We start from the raw sequence: 19,247 nt of genomic DNA, 5'->3' as shown, positions 1-19,247 counted from the left end.
GCAAACATGGGCGGCGACATCGACAGGACGGAATTCGAGGATGGCGATTATGCCGCTTTCCGCCACTGCCTGGACGACAACCTGGGGCAGCTCGAGCGCTGCCTCGCGCGCCCCGGGTTCGGCGACGGCCCCGGGTCGCTGGGTTCCGAGCTGGAGATGTACCTGGTGGACACCGGCGGCCGGCCGCTGTACGCCAACCAGGAGTTGATGGCCGACGCCGACGACCCGCAGCTGACCCTGGAGCTGAACCGCTACAACCTGGAATACAATCTCTCGCCATACGGCCTCGACCAGCGCCCCTTCGCGCGCACCGAGGCGGAAATCCTGGACAAGCTGCGCGGCCTGCGCCAGCTGGCGGCGGCGCGGGGCGGCCAGATCGTGCTCACCGGCATCCTGCCGACCCTGCGCGACGAGGACCTGGGCCCCCACTGCATTACCGAACGCAAGCGCTTTCACGCCCTGGTGGCGCAGCTGATCCGCCGCCGCGGCCGAGAATTTCGCGTGGACATCGACGGCCCCGAGCCGCTCAAACTGGAAATGGCGGACATTACCCTCGAGGGCGCCAATACCTCGTTCCAGGTGCACTACCGGGTGCGCCCCGGGGATTTCGGCGATACCTTCAACGCCATCCAGCTGGCCACGCCCCTGGCGCTGGCCATCGGCGGCAATTCGCCGATCCTGTTCGGGCACTGCCTGTGGCAGGAGACCCGGGTGCCGCTGTTCAAGCAGTCGATCGACACCCGCGTCCGCGACCCCTATAGCTGGAACGAGCCGGCCCGGGTCAACTTCGGGCACGGCTGGGTGCGGCGCGGCCCCCTGGAGCTGTTTGCTGAGGCGGTGCGCCTGTACCCGCCACTGCTGCCGGTGTGCGGCGCGCCCCTGGACCCGGTGCCCGAGGTGCCGCCGCTGCGCGAGCTGCGCCTGCACCAGAGCACGGTGTGGTCCTGGAACCGCCCGGTCTACGACCCGGCGGACGGCGGGCACCTGAGGGTGGAAATGCGGGCCCTGCCCGCCGGGCCCACGCCGGTGGACATGGTGGCCAACGCCGCTTTCCTGGTGGGGCTGGCCGAGGGCATCCGCCCGCAGATCGACACGCTGCTGTCCGCGCTGCCCTTCCACATGGCGGAGTACAATTTTTACCGCGCGGCCCAGCACGGGCTGGCCGCGCGGCTGGTGTGGCCGGACCCGGAACAGAGCGGCTACCGGGAACAGCGCGCCGACGCGGTCATCGGCAGGCTGCTGCCGCTGGCCTACCGCGGCCTGGAGGCCATTGGTATCGACAGCGCCGAGGCGGAAAAATACCTGGGGGTGATAGCCCGGCGCCTGGCCCGCGGCCAGACTGGCGCCACCTGGCAGGTGCGGCGCCTGGCCCATTGGCGCGAGTCACTGCCCGCCGACGCGGCGCTGTACGCCATGTTGCAGGACTTTGTCGACAACAGCGTCGGCAACCGGCCAGTGGCGGAGTGGCCGCTGTGAGGCGCTTCCGCTTCCTGCGCAATCCCCTGGCCACCGAAATCGGTGGCGACGTGGAGGCCTTCCTGCGCTACCTGGACGGCCCCAGTTGCATTTTCCTCGACGGCGCCGACAGCGGGCGCACCCGCGCCTTCGTCACCCTGTTGCACGGCAACGAACCCTCGGGGGCCCGGGCCCTGTTTTTGTGGCTGAAATCCGGCCGCCAGCCGGCGGTGAACACGCTGTGCATCGTGGCCTCGGTGACCGCGGCCCTGCAGCCCCCCCTGTTCAGCCACCGCATGCTGCCCGGCGCCCGGGATCTCAACCGGTGTTTCCGCCCGCCCTTCCACGACGAGCAGGGCCGGCTGGCGGAGGAAATCCTGGAGGTGCTCCGCCTGCACCATCCGGAAGCGGTGATCGATATGCACAACACCTCCGGCTCCGGGCCCGCCTTCGGTGTGTGCACCCACCGGGATCGCCACCACGACGCCCTGGTGGCGCTGTTCACCGAACGTTTGGTGGTGTCCCACCTGGGTCTCGGCGCGCTGATGGAAATCTCCGAGCACAACTACCCCACGGTAACGGTGGAGGTCGGCGGGCGCCTCGACGAGGATGCCCACCGGCTGGCGGCCGAGGGCCTGGCGCGCTACCTGTTGGCGGAGCGGGTGCTGGCGGAGGAGGGCAACGAGCACGCCCTGGAGTTGTTTCTCGATCCCATCCGGCTGGAACTCAACGCCGGTATCGCCCTGACCTACGCCGACCACGCCGCCCCGGATGCCGACGTCACCCTGCTGCCCGATGTCGAGCGGCACAATTTCGGCGTGGTGCGGCCGGAACAGGCGCTGGGCTGGGCCCGCGGCGACCCGCGCCGCCTGTTTTGCGCGCAGGACGCCGGCGGGCGCTGCGCGGTGAGCCAGTTGGTGCGTGTCGACGGGGGCCGTCTCTATCCGGCGCGCGCGCTGAAGCTGTTCATGGTCACCAACAACCCGGATATCGCGCAGAGCGACTGCCTGTTTTACGCGGTGGCCGCGGATCAGGCCCCGCCGGGCGATTGAACGGCTTCTGCGGGGGTCGCCCCCGGCCACCTGCCTGCAACCTGTCGAATTTTCAGACATATCGTGGGCGAGTGGGCACATCTGGCCAAAATTGTTGGCTTTCCGGGCTTGCAATTCTCTCTCCGACAACTGAGTATATATACAGTAGTTTGCTGTACAGAATACTGGATCAAGCCGGAGACGATATATGGACCCCAATAAGCAGAAAGCACTGGACGCCGCGCTGTCGCAGATCGAGCGCCAGTTTGGCAAGGGCACGGTCATGCGCATGGGCGACAACGAGCGCGCCGCCATTCCCGCCATCTCCACCGGTTCCCTGGGCCTGGATATCGCCCTCGGTATCGGCGGCCTGCCCAAGGGGCGTATCTGCGAAATCTACGGGCCGGAGTCCTCCGGCAAGACCACCCTCACCCTGCAGGTGATCGCCGAGGCGCAAAAGGCCGGCGGTACCGCGGCCTTTATCGACGCCGAGCACGCCCTGGACCCGATCTACGCCGAGAAGCTCGGTGTCGCGGTGGACGACCTCATCCTGTCCCAGCCCGACACCGGCGAGCAGGCCCTGGAAGTGGCCGAGATGCTGGTGCGTTCCGGCGCCGTGGACGTGCTGGTGGTGGATTCCGTGGCGGCGCTGACGCCCAAGGCCGAAATCGAGGGCGAGATGGGCGATTCCCACGTGGGCCTGCAGGCGCGCCTGCTGAGTCAGGCCATGCGCAAGCTCACCGCCACCATCAAGCAGACCAACTGCCTGGTGATCTTCATCAACCAGATCCGCATGAAGATCGGCGTGATGTTCGGCAATCCCGAGACCACCACCGGCGGTAACGCCCTCAAGTTCTACTCCTCGGTGCGCCTGGACATCCGCCGCATCGGCGCGGTGAAGGAGGGCGACGAGGTCGTGGGCAACGAGACCCGGGTCAAGGTGGTGAAGAACAAGGTATCCCCGCCCTTCAAGCAGGCCGAGTTCCAGATCATGTACGGCAAGGGCATCTACCACATGGGCGAGGTCATCGACTGGGGCGTCAAGCTCAACCTGGTGGACAAGGCCGGTGCCTGGTATTCCTACAAGGGCGACAAAATCGGCCAGGGCAAGGCCAATGCCGCCAAGTTCCTCGAGGACAACCCGGCGGTGGCCAACGAGATCGAGACCCAGATCCGCGGCCAGATGATGACTGCGCCGCCGTCGAAGGGCGAACAGGACAAGGAGCAGGGTGTCGAGGCGGCCGCCGAGAAAGAGTAGCCCCGCAGAGCAGCGAGAGCGCGTGGGGCTCCACTATTTCCTCTCAGGCGCCGGGTCCACTGACCCCACTCTCGCTCCCGGCGCCTTTTTTTCCAATCTGTATCGACCATGACGGCAAGCGATGACCCGCAAATGATCCGGCGCGCGGCAATGGATCTGCTGGCGCGGCGGGAGCATTCCCATGCCGAGCTGGAGCGCAAATTGGCGCGGCGTTTTGGCGACAGCGAGCTCATTGCGGCGGCGCTGGTGCAGCTCGCCGACGAGAACCTGCAAAGCGACGAGCGCTATGCCCAGAGTTTCGCCCGGCAGCGCATCCAGCGCGGCTACGGGCCTCTGCGCCTGCGCCAGGAAATGCGGCAGAAGGGCCTTGATGAGGCCGAGGTGTCGCGCGCGCTGGCGAGCCTGGACGTCGACTGGCAGGCCGTGGCCGCGGAGGTCTACCACAAGAAATTCGGCGATGCAGAACCGCAAGACCTCAAGGACAAGAGCCGTCGCCTGCGTTTTATGCAGTATCGCGGATTCAGTTCGGAGCAGTTCTCGCACTTGATGGAATAACCCTGGTGGCCCGCCCATACGATGGGACCCCCGGAGCCATTGGCCAGCCCGGCATCACGCGCCGTGGGGAATTTGTTAAGATAGCGCCAACGCCGCGCACCGATACCCGCGCGGCATCCGCAAGCGCGCAAATACAAGCGCGCAAATACAAACCGAGGAAATACCATGTCGATATTGGCCGATCGTCGCGCCCGGCGCACGCCGTGGCACCTGTGGGTCGTGGGTGTGCTGTCACTGCTGTGGAACGCCGTGGGTGCGGCCGACTTTACTCTCACCCAGATGCAGCACGAGCAGTACATGAGTAACTTTACACCGGAACAACTCGCGTATTTCTACGGTTTTCCGGTCTGGGTGATCGTGTGCTGGGGCATCGCAGTGTGGGGCGCGGTGTTGGGCTCAATCCTGCTGTTGATGCGGCGGCGGCCAGCGGCCCTGGCGTTTTTTATCTCCCTGTTGGCGATGATCGCGACCTCGGTCCGCAACTTGCTGCTGTCCGATGGCCTGCAGGTCATGGGGGATACCGCCCTGTGGTTTAGCGCGGTCATCTTCGTGATTGCCCTGGCGCTGTTTGTTTACGCGGGGATCATGAACCGGCGCAATATCCTGCGCTGATGTGCCGCGTGGCAGTGGCGCTGTCCCTCTTTGGGTGCAGTCATTGCACCACGGTGATGCGGGCGCACGGCAATGGGCCGGCGCGCCCGGTCGCAAAACCTCCAGGCGCCCAATGTTTATGTGTTCTTTCTAATTCTGGCCCGAAACTTGCTTTGTAGCTCCTAGTAACGCCAGGTCCAATATCCATATCGGCAACGAAGCCTGCACAGGATTCCGGTTCATCTCGGGAGGCTGTGCGGGCTTTTTTGTGGCCTGGGATTTGCCGCTGCCGCGCACTGGCACTGCGCTAGCGAACATTGTAGGGGGAACGATGATGACAGGGTCACCAACAATACTGCACGTCGGCATGCGGGTAATATGGGGCGTGGCGGGGCTGGGTGTGTCCGCGGTCGGGGCGGAGGAGTTGGCTGTTGCCGATTCAATGCCGGGGATGGTCGCGGCGGGCAATATGGGCCTCGACCTGCGCTATCGCTACGAACACGTCGATACCGATGCCCTCGACCGAAGTGCCGATGCCTCGACGCTGCGCACCCGGGTCACGTTTTCCTCCGCCAGTTACCGGGGCTTTGCCTTCATGGCCGAAGTCGATAACGTCACCGGCATCGGCGCCGCGCGTTTTAACGATACCGGCAATGGCGAGACCGGGTACCCGGTGGTGGCCGACCCCGAGGGGACAGAAATCAACCAGGCCTGGTTGAGCTACAGCGGCGACGCGCTGGTGGGGACCTACGGGCGCCAGCGCATCCTGCACGGCAACCAGCGCTTTGTGGGTGGCGTGGCCTGGCGGCAGAACGAGCAGACCTTTGACGGTTTTCGCGCCCGCTGGGAGGGGGGGGTCGCGGAGGCCGACTACGCCTATGTGTACAACGTGAACCGGATCTTTGGCCCGGACGATACCGCGCAGCCAGCCAACTGGCACGGGGAAAACCACCTGTTACGCATACAGGTGCCACTGGCGGACGGCCACGCGCTGAGCGGCTTTGCCTACCTGCTGGATGTCGCGCCGCAAGCGGCCTTCACGGCGAATCAGGCGGAGAACAACGGCTCCGATACCTGGGGCCTGGAGTACGCGGGCAAAATCGGCCCGGTAGCGGCGCGATTGAGCTATGCACGACAGACCGACGGGGGCGACAGCCAGTTGGACTACGGGGCGGACTACTACCTGCTCGAGGGCGCGGCACCGTTGGGGCCGGTGACAGCGACCCTCGGCTACGAAGTGCTGGATGCCGGCGACGGCGTGGGCTTCAAGACCCCCCTGGCGACCCTGCACAAATTCCAGGGCTGGGCGGACATGTTCCTGGCCACCCCCGGCGATGGAGTCGAGGATCTCTACGCTGGCCTGGCGGGCGCGATCGGGTCGCTAAAGGTTGCCGCGACCTGGCACGATTTCCAGGCCGCGGTGGGCGGAGCCGACTTCGGCTCCGAACTGAACCTGGCGGCCACCTGGCCGCTGCATCCACGCTTGAGTTTGCAGCTCAAATATGCAAATTTTGCCAGCGACAACAGGGATCGCTACGCCGATACACAAAAGGCGTGGCTGACCGTGACTTTCAGTTATTGACCCCCGTCAGGTGAGCAGTATCGACCCCCAGGCATCCGCGCCCTTGCGCCTGATTCTCGTCGACGACAACCCGGAGCGCGCGGCCGCGGTGGAGCGCAGTCTCTCGCAGCCCGGGCTCGAAGTCGTGTCGGTGATCGCCACTGCCTCTGGCCTGTTGTACCAGATGGCGCAGCTGGAACCGGACGTGGTGGTGATCGCCCTGGACTCCCCCGACCGCGATGTGCTGGAGAGCCTGTCGATTGCCTCCGCCCACAATCCCAGGCCGGTGGTGATGTTCTCCGGCAGCGGCGACTCGCGCTTTATCGGCGATGCGATTCGCGCCGGCGTGACCGCCTACCAGGCCGAGGACATCAACCCGGAGCGGGTTCGCGCGGTAATTGACGTCGCCATGGCCCAGTTCGCCGCCTTTGACGAACTCAAGCGGGAACTCGACCGGACCCGCGCGCAACTGGCCCAGCGCAAGGTGGTGGAGAAAGCCAAGGGGCTGCTCTGCGCGGCCCACGGGGTGACCGAGGACGAGGCGTTTCGCACCATCCGCAAACTGTCGATGGACCAAAATCGCACGCTGGCGGAGACCGCCCGAGGCATTATCGAGATCCTCGACAAACCCACGGCGAAAGGGAGCAAACCATGATCGACGTCGCACGCCAGCCGGTTGCGGAAAAGCGCGACCTGAGCCTGGGCTACCTGCGCCTGACTGACAGCGCGCCGCTGGCGGTCGCCCGGGAGCTGGGCCTGTACGAGCGCTACGGCCTTTCGGTGAGACTGGAGCGGGAAGTGTCCTGGGCCAATCTGCGCGACAAACTGGTGGTGGGCCAGTTGGATGCCGCACAAATGCTGGCGCCGCTGCCTTTTGCCACGTCCCTGGGCGCCGGCGGCATGCGCGCCGATGTGATCACCGGCCTCGCCCTGAGCCTGAACGGCAATGCCATCACCGTCAGCCAACGGTTGGCGGAGGTATTGGCCGCGCGGGACGGCGACCCGAGGGAAGGTGCGCTCAGTACCGCTGCCGCCCTTGGGCGCCATATACGCGAATCCGCCGGTAGTGGAACGACCCTGACCTTCGCCGCCGCGCACACCTTCTCCTGTCATATTTTCCAGCTGCGGCAGTGGCTGCGCGCCGGCGGTGTGGATCCGGACCGCGATGTGCATGTCATTGTGCTGCCGCCGGAGCAGATGGTGGACAGCCTGGCCCGGGGCATTATCGATGGCTACTGCGTGGGCGAGCCCTGGAACACGGTGGCGGTACAGCGCGGCATCGGGCAGGTGCAGGCCACCGGCTACGCTATCTGGAACAACGCCGTGGAAAAGGTGCTGGGCGTGACCCAACAGTGGCACCAGCGATATCCGGCGGCGCACCTGCGTCTGCGCCTGGCGCTAATGGAAGCCTGCGCCTGGCTGTCCTTGCCGGATAACCGGCTGCGGGCCGCATCGATCCTCGCCGATCCGCACTACCTCGATATGCCGGAGGAGCTGTTGCGGCCCTCGCTGGCGGGGGAGCTGGTTTTCGCCCGCGGCCAGGCGCCGCTGTCGTTGCCCGACTTCCACGTGTTCGGTCGCTACCAGGCGGGCTTTCCCTGGCGCAGCGACGGTGAATGGCTGGTGCAACAGACCAGCGAGCTGCTGGGCAAGCACATGGGGGAGGAGCGCATCAAGTCGCTGATTCAGCGCACCTTGCGCACCGACCTCTATCGTGAGTGCGCGCGCTACCTGAACCTGCCGTGCCCGGAACGGGACTACCGCCCCAGCAACACCCATCGCGGTGTTTGGCAATTCGAGCCGGGTATTGAGCTGGGCGCCGACTACCGGCTCTAGCCCGAATGGCACTGACTTTAGCGTTGTAGGGCCGAATTTATTCGGCCATTGATGCCGTGAACGCCTCATTTGGTCGAATGAATTCGACCCTACAGAGGGCAAAATGCCCAGTTTTTCACTTAAGTAAGTGCCATTGTGCGCTTTAGCCCACCAGCAGCGCCAGGGTCACCAGCTCCGCCACGGCCAGCGCGGCGGCTATCAATTGCCAGGCGAGTAGGGGTTTGCGATCCATCAACGGTCGCTGGTGGTATTCCAGGTAGGCCGGATTGGGATGTTGCAATTCGTGGGCGAACTCCGACACGTCGCCGTGGCGCCGTTCCGGATGAAAACGCAGGGCTTTGCGCAGGGCGCCGTCCATCCAGTGGGGCACCCGGGGATTGATGCGATAACTGGGTGTGTAGCGCGTCGCCAGAAAGTCGCGCTGACTGCGACAGCGTTCCAGCTTGCCCTCGAATGGCGCGGTGCCGGTCAACAACTCGTAGGTGATGACCGCTAGCGAGAACAGGTCGGCGCGCGGGTCCGGCTTTCGTCCCACGGTGTATTCGGGGGCCGCGTAGCTGGCGGTGCCCAGCGCGCTGTCGCGCACCAGGGGGGTGGCGATCTCGGCGATGCTGGCCACGCTGCAGCTGCCGAAATCAATGATTTTTACCTGCCCACTGGCATCGATCAATATATTGTCCGGCTTGAGATCCTGGTGCAGTGTCTCCCTGCGGTGCAGGGCGCGGAGGCCGCGTGCGATCTGGCACACCAGGTAGAGCGCCTCCTCCACCGCCGGCCTGGGGTGCTCGCGCATCCACTGCGCGAGCGTCATGCCGTCGACGTACTCGCTCAGGTAGTAGAGGCAAGTGCGGGGACGGCCCGGGTCGACCACCCTGGCCACGTAGGGGCTGTTGATGCGCGAGCCGATCCAGCTTTCCAAAACAAAGCGCTCGATGTAGGCGGGGTCGTCGCTAAAGTTGTCGGAAGGGGTTTTCATGCAAAAACGTTCGCCGCTTTGCACGTCGCGCACCAGGTAGACCTGGCTGCGCGGACTGGCATGGAGTTCGCGTTCGATGCGAAAGCCGTCCAGTACATTGCCTGCCGCCAAAGGCGGGGGAAAGCGCAATTGGGTCAGCCTTCCCACCACATCGTCGATCTCCGGCGTTGGCAGGCTGCTGACCCGCAGCAACTGGCAGCTCAGGTTGTCATCGCTGCCGGCGCGCAGGGCGGTGTCGCACAAAGTGCGACAGGTGGCGGCGAGATCGTCCCCGGCATTGACCAGCAGCTCTGCCAGTTGCGCCGCGCCGAGCACATCGTGCACGCCGTCGGTAGTGAGCAGGAACAGATCTCCGCGCTCCAGCGCCAGGTTGCGGTAGTCCGCTTCCAGGTGGATATCGAGACCGAGGGCCCGTGCCAGGTAGCGGTGCCCGTCGCCGACCGGCACCGTGTGGTCCCGGGTCAGTTGCTCGAGGCGGCCGTCGCGCAGCAGGTAGATGCGGCTGTCGCCGATGTGAAACAGGTGGGCTTGCTGGCTCTTGAGCACCAGTGCGCTCATGGTGGTGATGAATCCGCGGCGGGCGTCCGGCAGGCCCTGGCCACTGCGGTACAGCCAGCGATTGAGCGCGGTGAGGATCTGCTGCACCGAGTGGCGCACGGTCCAGGTTTCGGGGGTGGAAAAATAATCGGACAGGAAACCGGTAACGCAGCTCTGGCTCGCCTCGCGCCCGGCCTCGGCACTGCTGACCCCGTCGGCGATCACCGCCGCGACCCCCTTGGTGGTGAGCAGCGGGCCGTCCGGGGCGCGGATGCCGATGGCGTCCTCGTTGATCGCCTTGCGGCCGGCACAGCTGTACTGTCCCATCTCAAGGCCCAGTCGGGCCTCGAGGTGGCTGGCTGCCGGTAGCGTGCGCGCGCGGGTCATGGTGGCCTGTTTGCACCCCGTGTCAGGTGAGGTCGATCAGTTGCACCGTGCCATCGGGCAGGGTTTCCTGCATTTGTCCCCGGGGTTCACTGATGAACTGCACCACAAAAAAGCACAGTGCGGCGCTGCCGGCAATGATCAGGAAAAAACTGGAGGCATCGACGAAGGTGAGCGCCGTCAGGTAGGTCACCGCGCCCACGTTGCCGTAGGCGCCGACCATGCCGGCGATCTGCCCGGTCATCCGTCGCTTGACCAGGGGCACCATGGCGAACACCGCGCCCTCGCCGGCCTGCACGAAAAAGGAGCAGGCCATGGTGGCCGCCACGGCGGCCGGTATCCACCAGCCGCTGTCGACCAGGGACATCACCAGGTAGCCCACCGCCAGGCCGGCGATCAGTACCGACAGGGACTTTTTACGCCCGAAACGGTCGGAGAAGTAGCCGCCGCTCGGTCGCGCCACCAGGTTCATAAAGGCGAAGCCCGAGGCCAGCAGTCCCGCGGTGACCGCGTCGAGCGCGAAGGTTTCCATGAAAAACAGGGGCAACATGGAAACCACCGCCAGCTCCGAGCCGAAGGTGACGAAGTAGGCCCAGTCCAGGGCCGCCACCTGCCTGAAGGCGTAGCGGTCGTAATCGGGAACCCCCGCGCGCAGGTGGTCGCGGTTCACACGCCAGATCTGGCTGACCTGGAACACGAAGAGCACCGCCAGCACGGTGTACATGGCGTAGGTGGCCGTCTGGCCGAGCAGCGACAGGTTGGCGGGGGAGAGGCGCCAGCTCATGACCGCCAGGGCAATATACAGGGGCAGGGTCATGGCGATGTACAGGTAGAAGTCTTTCCAGGTGCTCACCTCCAGGCCGCCGTGGCGCTTGGGTTTGAAGTAGGTGGAGCCCTTGGGTGTATTGCGTGCCTGCAAGTAGAAGAATACGCCGTAACACAGCGACACCACGCCGGTACTGGCGATGGCATAGCGCCAACCGTCGTCGCCGCCGTAGGCCAGGGCCAGGGTGGGCAGGCTCATGGCGGCCGCCGCCGAGCCGAAATTACCCCATCCGCCGTAGATGCCCTGGGCCATGCCCACCTGGCGGGCCGGGAACCACTCGCCGATCAGGCGGATGCCGATCACGAAGCCCGCGCCAACAAAACCGCCGAGAAAACGGAACAGGGCGAGCATCTCGTAGCTCGTGGCGAAGGCGAAGCCCCAACAGAAGAACGAGCTGCACACCAGCAGCAGGCTGAATACCAGGCGCGGGCCGAAGCGGTCCACCAGCATGCCGACCACGATCCGCGCCGGAATGGTCAGGGCGACGTTGAGGATCAGCAGCGCCTTGAGCTGCTGGTTGCTGAGGTCGAAGGCGCTGCGAATGTGCGCCATCAATGGCGCGTGGCTGAACCACACGACAAAGGTAATAAAGAAAGCGACCCATGCGAGGTGCAGGGTGCGAACAGCAGGACGCGACAGGTCCAGTACATTGACCGGGCTACTCATGGATTCAGTTCTCTTGGAATGTGAAATTCAGGTGAGGTCTGAGCGCGCCGTTACGCTCGCAAGCTGCAGCTGTGCTGGAGAGGTTTAGCAAAGTGCATGCCAGGCGTGGGTGGAATGGCCTCAAGGCCGCATTCGGCCTGGCTCAGGGGCCGGAGGGCAGGGCCGCGGCGCCCTCGCGTTGGGCCGCGCGCTTGCTATCGCTGCACCAAATCGGGTCAGGGGCCGGCGTTCTTGCACTCCCATGTGGCTTTCCAGATCTGCCGGGTCCGCCGTTGGGAATCTTTAGCCGCTGATAACTAAAGAAAAAGCCAGTTCTGGCACGTAGCTTGTATCAATTCTCGGTGCAACACCCCACACCGCTGTCTCCCTCCACGAGCAACGACGCTCCTGCACGCCTGCCTCACGGCCGGCTGCGGAGGGCGTCGCTGTGTTTCGCCCATACCGCCACCGCGTCACGGGCGCGAATGACAATCGGAGAGAGAATGCTATGAACGACCGCAAGATCGTCGTAATCGGCAATGGCATGGTCGGCCACCATTTCGTCGAGACCCTGGTCGGCCTCGGTACCGGCGATCACATCACCGTGATCGGCGAGGAACCGCGGCCGGCCTACGATCGCGTGCACTTGTCGGAGGTGTTCTGTGGGCGCGAGCCGGCCGAGCTGGCCTTGGCCACCCGGGACACCTACCGGGAGTGGGGCGTGCAGGCGGTGTTCGGCGACCCGGTGACCAGAATCGAGCGCGCGGCGAAGACCGTGGTTACCGCCTCCGGTCGCCGTTTTGATTATCACAAGCTGGTGATGGCCACCGGTTCCTATCCCTTCGTGCCCCCGGTGTCCGGCGCCGACCACGAACGCTGCCTGGTGTACCGCACCATCGACGACCTGGGCCGCATCAAGGCCGCGGCCAAAGATAGTCGCACCGGCGTGGTGGTGGGCGGGGGACTGCTGGGCCTGGAGTGCGCCAATGCCCTGCGCAACCTCGATTTGGAGACCCATGTGGTGGAGTTCGCCCCCGGCCTGATGGGGGTGCAACTGGACGAGGGCGGTTCCAGGATGCTGCGGCGCAAGATCGAGGCCCTGGGCGTGCGTGTGCATACCAGCAAGAACACCCGCGAGATCGTCGACGGTAGCGGCGCCGCCCTGGCGATGAACTTTGCCGACGAGGCCGTCCTGGACACCGATATGATTGTGTTCTCCGCCGGCATCCGGCCCCGCGACCAGTTGGCCCGGGAGAGCGAGCTGGCGGTGGGCGAGCGCGGCGGTATCGTCATCGACTATAAATGCAAGACTTCGGACTCCGACATTTTCGCCATCGGCGAATGCGCGCTGTTCGGCGGCCGCATCTACGGCCTGGTGGCCCCCGGTTACCGTATGGCGGAGGTGGTCGCGAACCAGCTGGCGGGTGAACCGGCGCAGTTCCAGGGTGCCGATATGAGCACCAAGTTGAAGCTGCTGGGGGTGGATGTGGGCTCCATCGGCGATGCCCACGCTCGCATCGAAGGCAGTATTTCCTACGTGTTCAGCGACGAGCGCGCGGAGGTCTACAAACGCATCGTGACCAGCGGCGACGGCAAGACCCTGCTGGGCGCCGTGCTGGTCGGGGACTGCGAAGACTACGACACGTTGCTGCAGTACTTTCTCAACGGCATCGAATTGCCGGCGGAACCGGAGAGCCTGATCGTGCCGGCGGCGGGCGACAAGCCGCTGCTGGGGGCCGCGGCCCTGCCGATGAGCGCCACGGTGTGCTCCTGCCACAACGTCACCAAGGGCGGCATCGTCGAAGCCCTGGACAGTGGATGCTGCAGCTTGGGGGAGGTCAAGGCCGAGACCAGGGCGAGCACCGGTTGCGGCGGCTGTGCGGCGATGCTCAAGAATCTGGTGGAAGACGAGCTCAGCGCTCGCGGTGTCACCGTGGATAAGAGTATTTGCGAGCACTTTCCCCACACCCGCCAGGAGCTCTATCACCTGGCCCGGGTCGGCGAGTTGAAGACTTTCGACGACATGCTGGCCAAACACGGTAGAGGCCGGGGCTGCGATATCTGCAAACCGGCGGTGGCCTCGATCATGGCCTCGCTGTGGAACGAACACGTGCTGGAAATGCCCCACGTGGGCCTGCAGGATACCAACGACACCTTCCTCGCCAACATGCAAAAGGACGGCACCTACTCGGTGGTGCCCCGCATCGCCGGCGGCGAGATCACGCCCGACAAGCTGATCGTGCTGGGTGAGGTGGCGAAGAAATACGGCCTGTATACCAAGATCACCGGCGGCCAGCGCATCGACCTGTTCGGCGCCCGCCAACACGAGCTCCCGGACATCTGGCGCGAGCTGGTGGCCGCCGGTTTCGAGACCGGCCACGCCTACGGCAAGGCGCTGCGCACGGTGAAGTCCTGCGTGGGCAGCACCTGGTGCCGCTACGGCGTGCAGGACAGCGTGGGCATGGCCATATACATCGAGAACCGTTACAAGGGATTGCGCGCGCCCCACAAGATCAAGTCCGCGGTGTCCGGCTGTACCCGCGAGTGCGCCGAGGCCCAGTCCAAGGACTTCGGCGTGATCGCCACCGAGAACGGCTGGAACCTCTACGTCTGCGGCAACGGCGGCATGAAGCCGCGCCACGCCGACCTGTTTGCCACCGACCTCGACGATGAAACGCTCATTCGTTACATCGACCGCTTCCTGATGTTCTACATCCGCACCGCCGATCGCCTGCAGCGCACCTCGGTGTGGATGGACAACCTCGAGGGCGGTCTCGACTACCTGCGGGAGGTGGTGATCGAGGACAGCCTGGGTATCTGCAGCGAATTGGAGCAGCAGATGGCGTCCGTTGTCGGCACCTACCAGTGCGAGTGGAACACCACCATCAACGACCCGGAGAAACTCAAGCGCTTCCGCCAGTTCGTCAATGCCGATGGCGGCGACCCGGAGGTGGTGTTCGTGCAGGAGCGCGGCCAGAACCGCCCGGCACGGCCGGAGGAGAAGATTCGCCTGGTAGCGAGAGTAGCAAGTGCGGCGGGCGCGAAGTAATCGGTGGAAGGGAAACTGGATATGAATGTGGTGGAAAAACTGGTGTGGCAGGGCGTTTGCCTGCGCGCGGACCTGGTGGCGAACTCCGGAGTGTGTGCGCTAGTGGCGGGGGAGCAGGTGGCGATCTTCTACCTGCCGGAAACAGAACAACAGGTTTTTGCCCTGGGCAACCGCGACCCGGTCGGCCGGGCCAATGTGATGTCGCGCGGCATTGTGGGCGATCTGCAGGGGCAACTGGTGGTGGCCTCGCCGCTGTACAAGGAACACTACAACCTGCTCACGGGGCAGTGCCTGGAGGACGCGCGGGTCTGCCTGCCGGTGTACCCGGTACGCATGGATGGCGACCAGGTGCAAGTACAGGCCGGTAACTGAGGAGTAGCGCCTCGATGTTGTTTGGACGACGCAAGAAAAACCCCATCATCCTGCGCGACAAGGGTGTGGTGCAGTGGAAGTACGCCACCTGTGGTTACTGTTCCACCGGTTGCGCCATGGAAGTGGGGCTGGATGCCGATGGCAAGGCGGTGACCACCCGCGGGGTGGCGGACGCGCCGGTCAACCGGGGCAAACTGTGCATCAAGGGCATTACCGAGGCGGGCATCCTCAATGCCAGTGGCCGAGGCACCGAGCCCCTGCTGCGCGCGCACAGCTATGATCCCTGGCAGAGTGTGGACTGGAACACGGCCCTCGACCGCACCGCCGCACAATTCCAGCGTATCCAGGACAAGTACGGCCGCGACGCGGTGGCCGTGGTGTCCACCGGCCAGATTCTCACCGAGGAGTTCTATACGCTGGGCAAGCTGGTGCGCGGGGTGATCGGCACCAACAACTACGACGGCAACACCACCCTGTGCATGGCCTCGGCGGTGTCCGGTTACAAGCGCTCCTTCGGCAGCGACGGCCCTCCCGGTTGCTACGACGACTTTTCCCACACCGATTGCCTGTTGGCCTTTGGCTCCAACCTGCCGGAGCAGCACCCGGTCATCTACTGGCGCCTGAAAGAGGCCCTGGAGCAGCGCCGCTTCCCGATCATCGTGGTCGACCCGCGGGTCACCATGTTCGCCCAGTTCGCCGACATCCACCTGCCCATCACCCCGGGCACTGACCTGGTACTGCTGAACAGCCTGTGCCATGTGATCCTCGAGGAAGGCCTGGCGGACGAGGACTATATCGCCGCGCACACCAATGGCCGCGAGGATTTCGCGGCCCTGGTGGCGGAGTACGACCCGGGCATGGCGGCGACAATCACCGGCATCGACGAGGACACCATCCGTCACGTGGCCCGGCTCTACGCCGGTGCCGGCGCGGCGATGAGTATCTGGACGATGGGCATCAACCAGAGCACCCACGGCTCCGACGGGGTCTGCGCGATCAACAACCTCAATTTGATCACCGGCAATATCGGCAAGCCCGGGGGTACCTCCCTGTCGATTACCGGCCAGTGCAACGCCATGGGCACCCGCGAGTGGTCGTCCTGTTCCGGCCTGCCCGGTTACCGGGCGCTGGAGAACCCCGCGCACCGGGAGCAGGTCGGTAGCTTCTGGGGCGTGGACCCGGCGTTTTTTCCCGAGCAACGCGGCCGCTTTATGACCGATATTTTCCCGGCCATCGAGTCCGGCCAGATCAAGGCGCTGTGGCTGGTGGCCACCAACCCCATGACCTCCATGCCCAACACCGGGCGTATCCGCAAGACCCTGGAAAAGTTGGAGTTCTGCGTGGTGCAGGATGCCTACGCGGACGTGGAGGCGACCCAGTACGCCCACGTCTATTTCCCCGCCAGCGTGTGGGCCGAGAAGGACGGCTGTTTCACCAACACCGAACGCCGGGTCAACCGGGTGACGCCGGTCAGCGCGCCGCTGGGCAATTCAAGGCCCGACCTGTGGATCTTCAACCAGCTGGCCAAACGCTGGGAGCAGGGCCGGCGCATGCGTTTTCCCGAAAGCGCGTCCGAGGTCTTCGAGGAGATGAAGGCCCTGTCGGTGGGCACCGGGGCCAACGGCCAGCCGCGCATGCTGGATATCTCCGGCATGAGCCATGACAAAATCCTGGCGCAGCGTGGCATCCAGTGGCCGATGCGCGACGGCGATGAAACCGGTACGCCGCGCCTCTACGCCGATGGCGTGTTCCAGTTTGCCGACGGCAAGGCCAAACTGTTGGCGCTGCCCTGGGCCGACAATAACGAAAAGCCTGACAGCGACTTTCCCTTCTGGCTCAACAGCGGCCGGGTGGTGGAGCACTTCCACACCCGCACCCGCACCGGCAAGGTGGGTAACTGCAACAAGTTCAGCCCCACCGCCTACATGGAAATGAACCCCGACGCGGCCCGCGAGCTGGGTGTGGAGAATATGCAGTACGTGCGGCTGGTATCCCGCCGCGGCGACGCCATCGTACTGGCCCAGCTGACCCAGCGCGTGCCGCGCAATATGATCTTCGTGCCCTTTCACTTCCACGACTGTGTGAACCGTGTGTCCCTGGGCCTGCTGGACCCACATTCGCGCCAGCCGGCCTTCAAGCAGGCGGCGGTGCGCATCGAACGGGTCGACCAGGCCGAGGCGGCGCGACTCAACCGCGAGATGAGGGCCTACTGATGACGGTGCAACTGTTCGAGCCGATCGACAATGCGCGCCCCTCCCAGTCGCTGTTTCCGCTGCGCCACAACGAGCCGGACTACGCCCTGCTCAAGGACAATAGCAGCGAGGAACTCAACCGCTACGGCAACCGTATCGCCCTGATCGACCTGGTGGAAGAGGCGAGCTCGCTCAATATCAATGGCGTGAGCGAGAAGGGCTTCAACCCCAATCGCAACAAACAGCACGCCTTCCATTTCACCGCGGATAACTGCATCGGCTGCCACGCCTGTGAGTCCGCCTGCAGCGAGAAAAACGACCTGCCGCCGCACCTGAGCTTTCGCAGCGTGGGTTACGTCGAGGGGGGAACCTATCCCAACTTCGTGCGCATGAATATCTCCATGGCCTGCAACCACTGCGACGACCCGGTATGCCTCAAGGGCTGCCCCACGCGGGCCTACACCAAGCACCCCGAGTACGGCGCGGTGATCCAGGACCCGGATATCTGCTTCGGCTGTGGTTACTGCACCTGGGTTTGCCCCTACAACGCACCACAGCTGGACCCGGTGGCGGGCCAGGTGGAGAAGTGCAATATGTGCGTGGACCGGCTCGAGGTCGGCCTGAAACCGGCCTGCGTGTCGGCCTGCCTGGGTAATGCCCTGAACTTCGGCGTGGTGGAGAACACACCCGAACGCCGGGAGCAGATCGACACCCGCATCCCCGGCTTCCCGGACCCGGCCATCACCCAGCCCAACATCCGTTTTCAGCAGACCCGCAGCATGCCGCGGGAATTGACACGCACCGACTCGGCGCCGGTGAAATACCGCCGCGACGACAGTGCCGGTCACTACCGGCCGGCGGTGGACAAAAAGGCCGGCACCGCGCGCCTGTGGAACCTGGCGCGGCTGTCCAGCCGGGAAAACCCGCTGGTGCTGTTTACCCTGGCCGCCCAGGCGGCGATTGGCCTGTTCGCCATGCTGTACCTGGGCGCGCTGGCGGGCAGCGGGGTCGTGTCCACGGTGGTGAATTCGCCGGTCTATCCCGGGGCGGTGCTGCTGTGCCTGGGCATGGTGGCCTTTGGCTTGTTTATGTCGACCGTACACCTGGGCAAACCCCTGCGCTTTTACCGGGGCTTCAACAATATCCGCCATTCGCCCGTGGCCCGGGAGGGCGCGGGTGTCGCCGGCTTTATGGCCTTTGCCAGCTTGCACCTGTTGGCGAGCCTGGCACAGCAAGTCTGGGTGCTCGACTACCTGCCCGGGCTGGCGGCCTTTGCCGGGCTGTTCGCCTCGGCGGCGCGTGTCACTGGCGCGCTGGCGCTGATCAGCGCGGCGCTGGGGCTGTACTATATGTATCGCTGCTACCGCATCAAGGCACGACCTTTCTGGAATCACCACCAGACCGCATTTTCCTTCCTCGGTTGCTGCTTCTATCTCGGCGCCCTTGGTCTGGCAGCGGTGGGCGGCGTGGCCCTGGTTCTTGCCGGCCTGGCGCCGGCGGAGTTGCTGGGCTGGTGCGGTTTGTTGATGGGGTTTGGCCTGGCGCTGGAAGGCCTGGGGCTCTATCTCCACGCCCGCGATATGAGCACGGCCGAGAATGAGGGGGCGGTGTCCCACTACGTGCAGCGCACCACTTTCGGCAAGACCTATCTCGCCCGCAATGCCCTGTTGGCCCTGGCGGCGGTTGGACTGTTGTGCGCGCCACTGTATGTCGCCAGCGCCGCGGGTTTAGGCCTGTGGCTGTTGCTGGCCCTGTGCGCGGTGAGCGTCGCCGCGGTCGGCCGCGCGCTGTTCTATGTGCTGGTGGTGCCCACCACCATGCCCGGCGCCTTTTTCTGGAAGAACAAGGGCTTTGAGCAACACGCCCGGGATATTGGCCTGGCGACGATGCCCCAGGTGGGGGTCGTGCCCGACGCCCACTGAGCTGCCGTCTCGCCATGGTTGTTTGTTCGCATGTGGGCAACTTGGCCCGGCTGGACT

General features: G+C 65.1%; 14 protein-coding genes. 12 read left to right on the top strand and 2 right to left on the bottom strand.

What is annotated here, in order from left to right; all coding sequences use genetic code 11:
- Nucleotides 1-6: 6 nt before the first annotated feature.
- The 8 genes from JYP50_RS09085 (at nt 7) to JYP50_RS09050 (ending at nt 8,287) form a co-directional block, all read left to right on the top strand.
- Nucleotides 7-1,476, top strand: coding sequence for a glutamate--cysteine ligase (locus JYP50_RS09085; RefSeq protein WP_206560195.1), 1,470 nt, complete (start codon nt 7-9; stop codon nt 1,474-1,476).
- Entirely contained in the window at nt 1,473-2,507 is a 1,035-nt protein-coding gene (locus JYP50_RS09080; RefSeq protein WP_347136752.1) for a succinylglutamate desuccinylase/aspartoacylase domain-containing protein, read from the top strand. The genes JYP50_RS09085 and JYP50_RS09080 overlap by 4 nt, the downstream gene beginning before the upstream one ends.
- A 187-nt stretch (nt 2,508-2,694) precedes the next feature.
- Nucleotides 2,695-3,744, top strand: coding sequence for a recombinase RecA (recA, locus tag JYP50_RS09075; RefSeq protein WP_206560193.1), 1,050 nt, complete (start codon nt 2,695-2,697; stop codon nt 3,742-3,744).
- A 108-nt stretch (nt 3,745-3,852) separates the two neighbouring features.
- Entirely contained in the window at nt 3,853-4,299 is a 447-nt protein-coding gene (locus JYP50_RS09070; protein ID WP_206560192.1) for a regulatory protein RecX, read from the top strand.
- Nucleotides 4,300-4,464: 165 nt separating this feature from the next.
- Nucleotides 4,465-4,911, top strand: coding sequence for a hypothetical protein (locus JYP50_RS09065; RefSeq protein ID WP_206560191.1), 447 nt, complete (start codon nt 4,465-4,467; stop codon nt 4,909-4,911).
- 346 nt (nt 4,912-5,257) lie between these two features.
- Nucleotides 5,258-6,472, top strand: a complete 1,215-nt coding sequence (locus tag JYP50_RS09060; protein ID WP_206560190.1) for an alginate export family protein — start codon at nt 5,258-5,260, stop codon at nt 6,470-6,472.
- 10 nt (nt 6,473-6,482) lie between these two features.
- Complete coding sequence (locus JYP50_RS09055; protein WP_206560189.1) at nt 6,483-7,106, top strand: ANTAR domain-containing protein; 624 nt, start codon at nt 6,483-6,485, stop codon at nt 7,104-7,106.
- A complete protein-coding gene (locus JYP50_RS09050; RefSeq protein WP_206560188.1) occupies nt 7,103-8,287 on the top strand; it encodes a CmpA/NrtA family ABC transporter substrate-binding protein in 1,185 nt (394 codons plus the stop codon). The genes JYP50_RS09055 and JYP50_RS09050 overlap by 4 nt, the downstream gene beginning before the upstream one ends.
- Nucleotides 8,288-8,429: 142 nt before the next feature.
- On the opposite strand, the gene JYP50_RS09045 is transcribed toward JYP50_RS09050, so the two are convergent.
- Entirely contained in the window at nt 8,430-10,187 is a 1,758-nt protein-coding gene (locus JYP50_RS09045) for a bifunctional protein-serine/threonine kinase/phosphatase (protein ID WP_206560187.1), read from the bottom strand.
- Nucleotides 10,188-10,209: 22 nt separating this feature from the next.
- On the bottom strand, nt 10,210-11,676 hold the full coding sequence (locus JYP50_RS09040) for a NarK family nitrate/nitrite MFS transporter (protein WP_206560186.1): 1,467 nt from the start codon (nt 11,674-11,676) through the stop codon (nt 10,210-10,212).
- Nucleotides 11,677-12,163: 487 nt separating this feature from the next.
- On the opposite strand from JYP50_RS09040, the gene nirB reads away from it, so the two are divergent.
- The 4 genes from nirB to JYP50_RS09020 are packed head-to-tail and all read left to right on the top strand — an operon-like array spanning nt 12,164 to nt 19,190.
- A complete protein-coding gene (gene nirB, locus JYP50_RS09035) occupies nt 12,164-14,704 on the top strand; it encodes a nitrite reductase large subunit NirB (protein WP_206560185.1) in 2,541 nt (846 codons plus the stop codon).
- A gap of 21 nt (nt 14,705-14,725) precedes the next feature.
- Entirely contained in the window at nt 14,726-15,076 is a 351-nt protein-coding gene (gene nirD, locus JYP50_RS09030) for a nitrite reductase small subunit NirD (protein WP_206560184.1), read from the top strand.
- A gap of 14 nt (nt 15,077-15,090) precedes the next feature.
- Complete coding sequence (locus tag JYP50_RS09025) at nt 15,091-17,289, top strand: molybdopterin oxidoreductase family protein (protein WP_206560183.1); 2,199 nt, start codon at nt 15,091-15,093, stop codon at nt 17,287-17,289.
- Nucleotides 17,289-19,190, top strand: a complete 1,902-nt coding sequence (locus JYP50_RS09020; protein ID WP_241262995.1) for a DmsC/YnfH family molybdoenzyme membrane anchor subunit — start codon at nt 17,289-17,291, stop codon at nt 19,188-19,190. The genes JYP50_RS09025 and JYP50_RS09020 overlap by 1 nt, the downstream gene beginning before the upstream one ends.
- Nucleotides 19,191-19,247: the final 57 nt, after the last annotated feature.

Origin of the sequence: Parahaliea mediterranea (genome assembly GCF_017255185.1) — a bacterium.
Lineage (GTDB): Bacteria > Pseudomonadota > Gammaproteobacteria > Pseudomonadales > Halieaceae > JAFKCZ01.
This window is presented reverse-complemented; position numbering and strand designations above follow the sequence as displayed.

Excerpts from the sequence above, each read along its gene's own strand:
- JYP50_RS09045 (WP_206560187.1), bottom strand. The coding sequence starts at position 10,187 with ATGACCCGCGCGCGCACGCTACCGGCAGCCAGCCACCTCGAGGCCCGA.
- nirD (WP_206560184.1), top strand. The coding sequence starts at position 14,726 with ATGAATGTGGTGGAAAAACTGGTGTGGCAGGGCGTTTGCCTGCGCGCG.
- nirB (WP_206560185.1), top strand. The coding sequence starts at position 12,164 with ATGAACGACCGCAAGATCGTCGTAATCGGCAATGGCATGGTCGGCCAC.
- JYP50_RS09020 (WP_241262995.1), top strand. The coding sequence starts at position 17,289 with ATGACGGTGCAACTGTTCGAGCCGATCGACAATGCGCGCCCCTCCCAG.
- JYP50_RS09085 (WP_206560195.1), top strand. The coding sequence starts at position 7 with ATGGGCGGCGACATCGACAGGACGGAATTCGAGGATGGCGATTATGCC.
- JYP50_RS09065 (WP_206560191.1), top strand. The coding sequence starts at position 4,465 with ATGTCGATATTGGCCGATCGTCGCGCCCGGCGCACGCCGTGGCACCTG.
- JYP50_RS09050 (WP_206560188.1), top strand. The coding sequence starts at position 7,103 with ATGATCGACGTCGCACGCCAGCCGGTTGCGGAAAAGCGCGACCTGAGC.
- JYP50_RS09070 (WP_206560192.1), top strand. The coding sequence starts at position 3,853 with ATGACGGCAAGCGATGACCCGCAAATGATCCGGCGCGCGGCAATGGAT.
- JYP50_RS09040 (WP_206560186.1), bottom strand. The coding sequence starts at position 11,676 with ATGAGTAGCCCGGTCAATGTACTGGACCTGTCGCGTCCTGCTGTTCGC.
- recA (WP_206560193.1), top strand. The coding sequence starts at position 2,695 with ATGGACCCCAATAAGCAGAAAGCACTGGACGCCGCGCTGTCGCAGATC.
- JYP50_RS09060 (WP_206560190.1), top strand. The coding sequence starts at position 5,258 with ATGCGGGTAATATGGGGCGTGGCGGGGCTGGGTGTGTCCGCGGTCGGG.
- JYP50_RS09025 (WP_206560183.1), top strand. The coding sequence starts at position 15,091 with ATGTTGTTTGGACGACGCAAGAAAAACCCCATCATCCTGCGCGACAAG.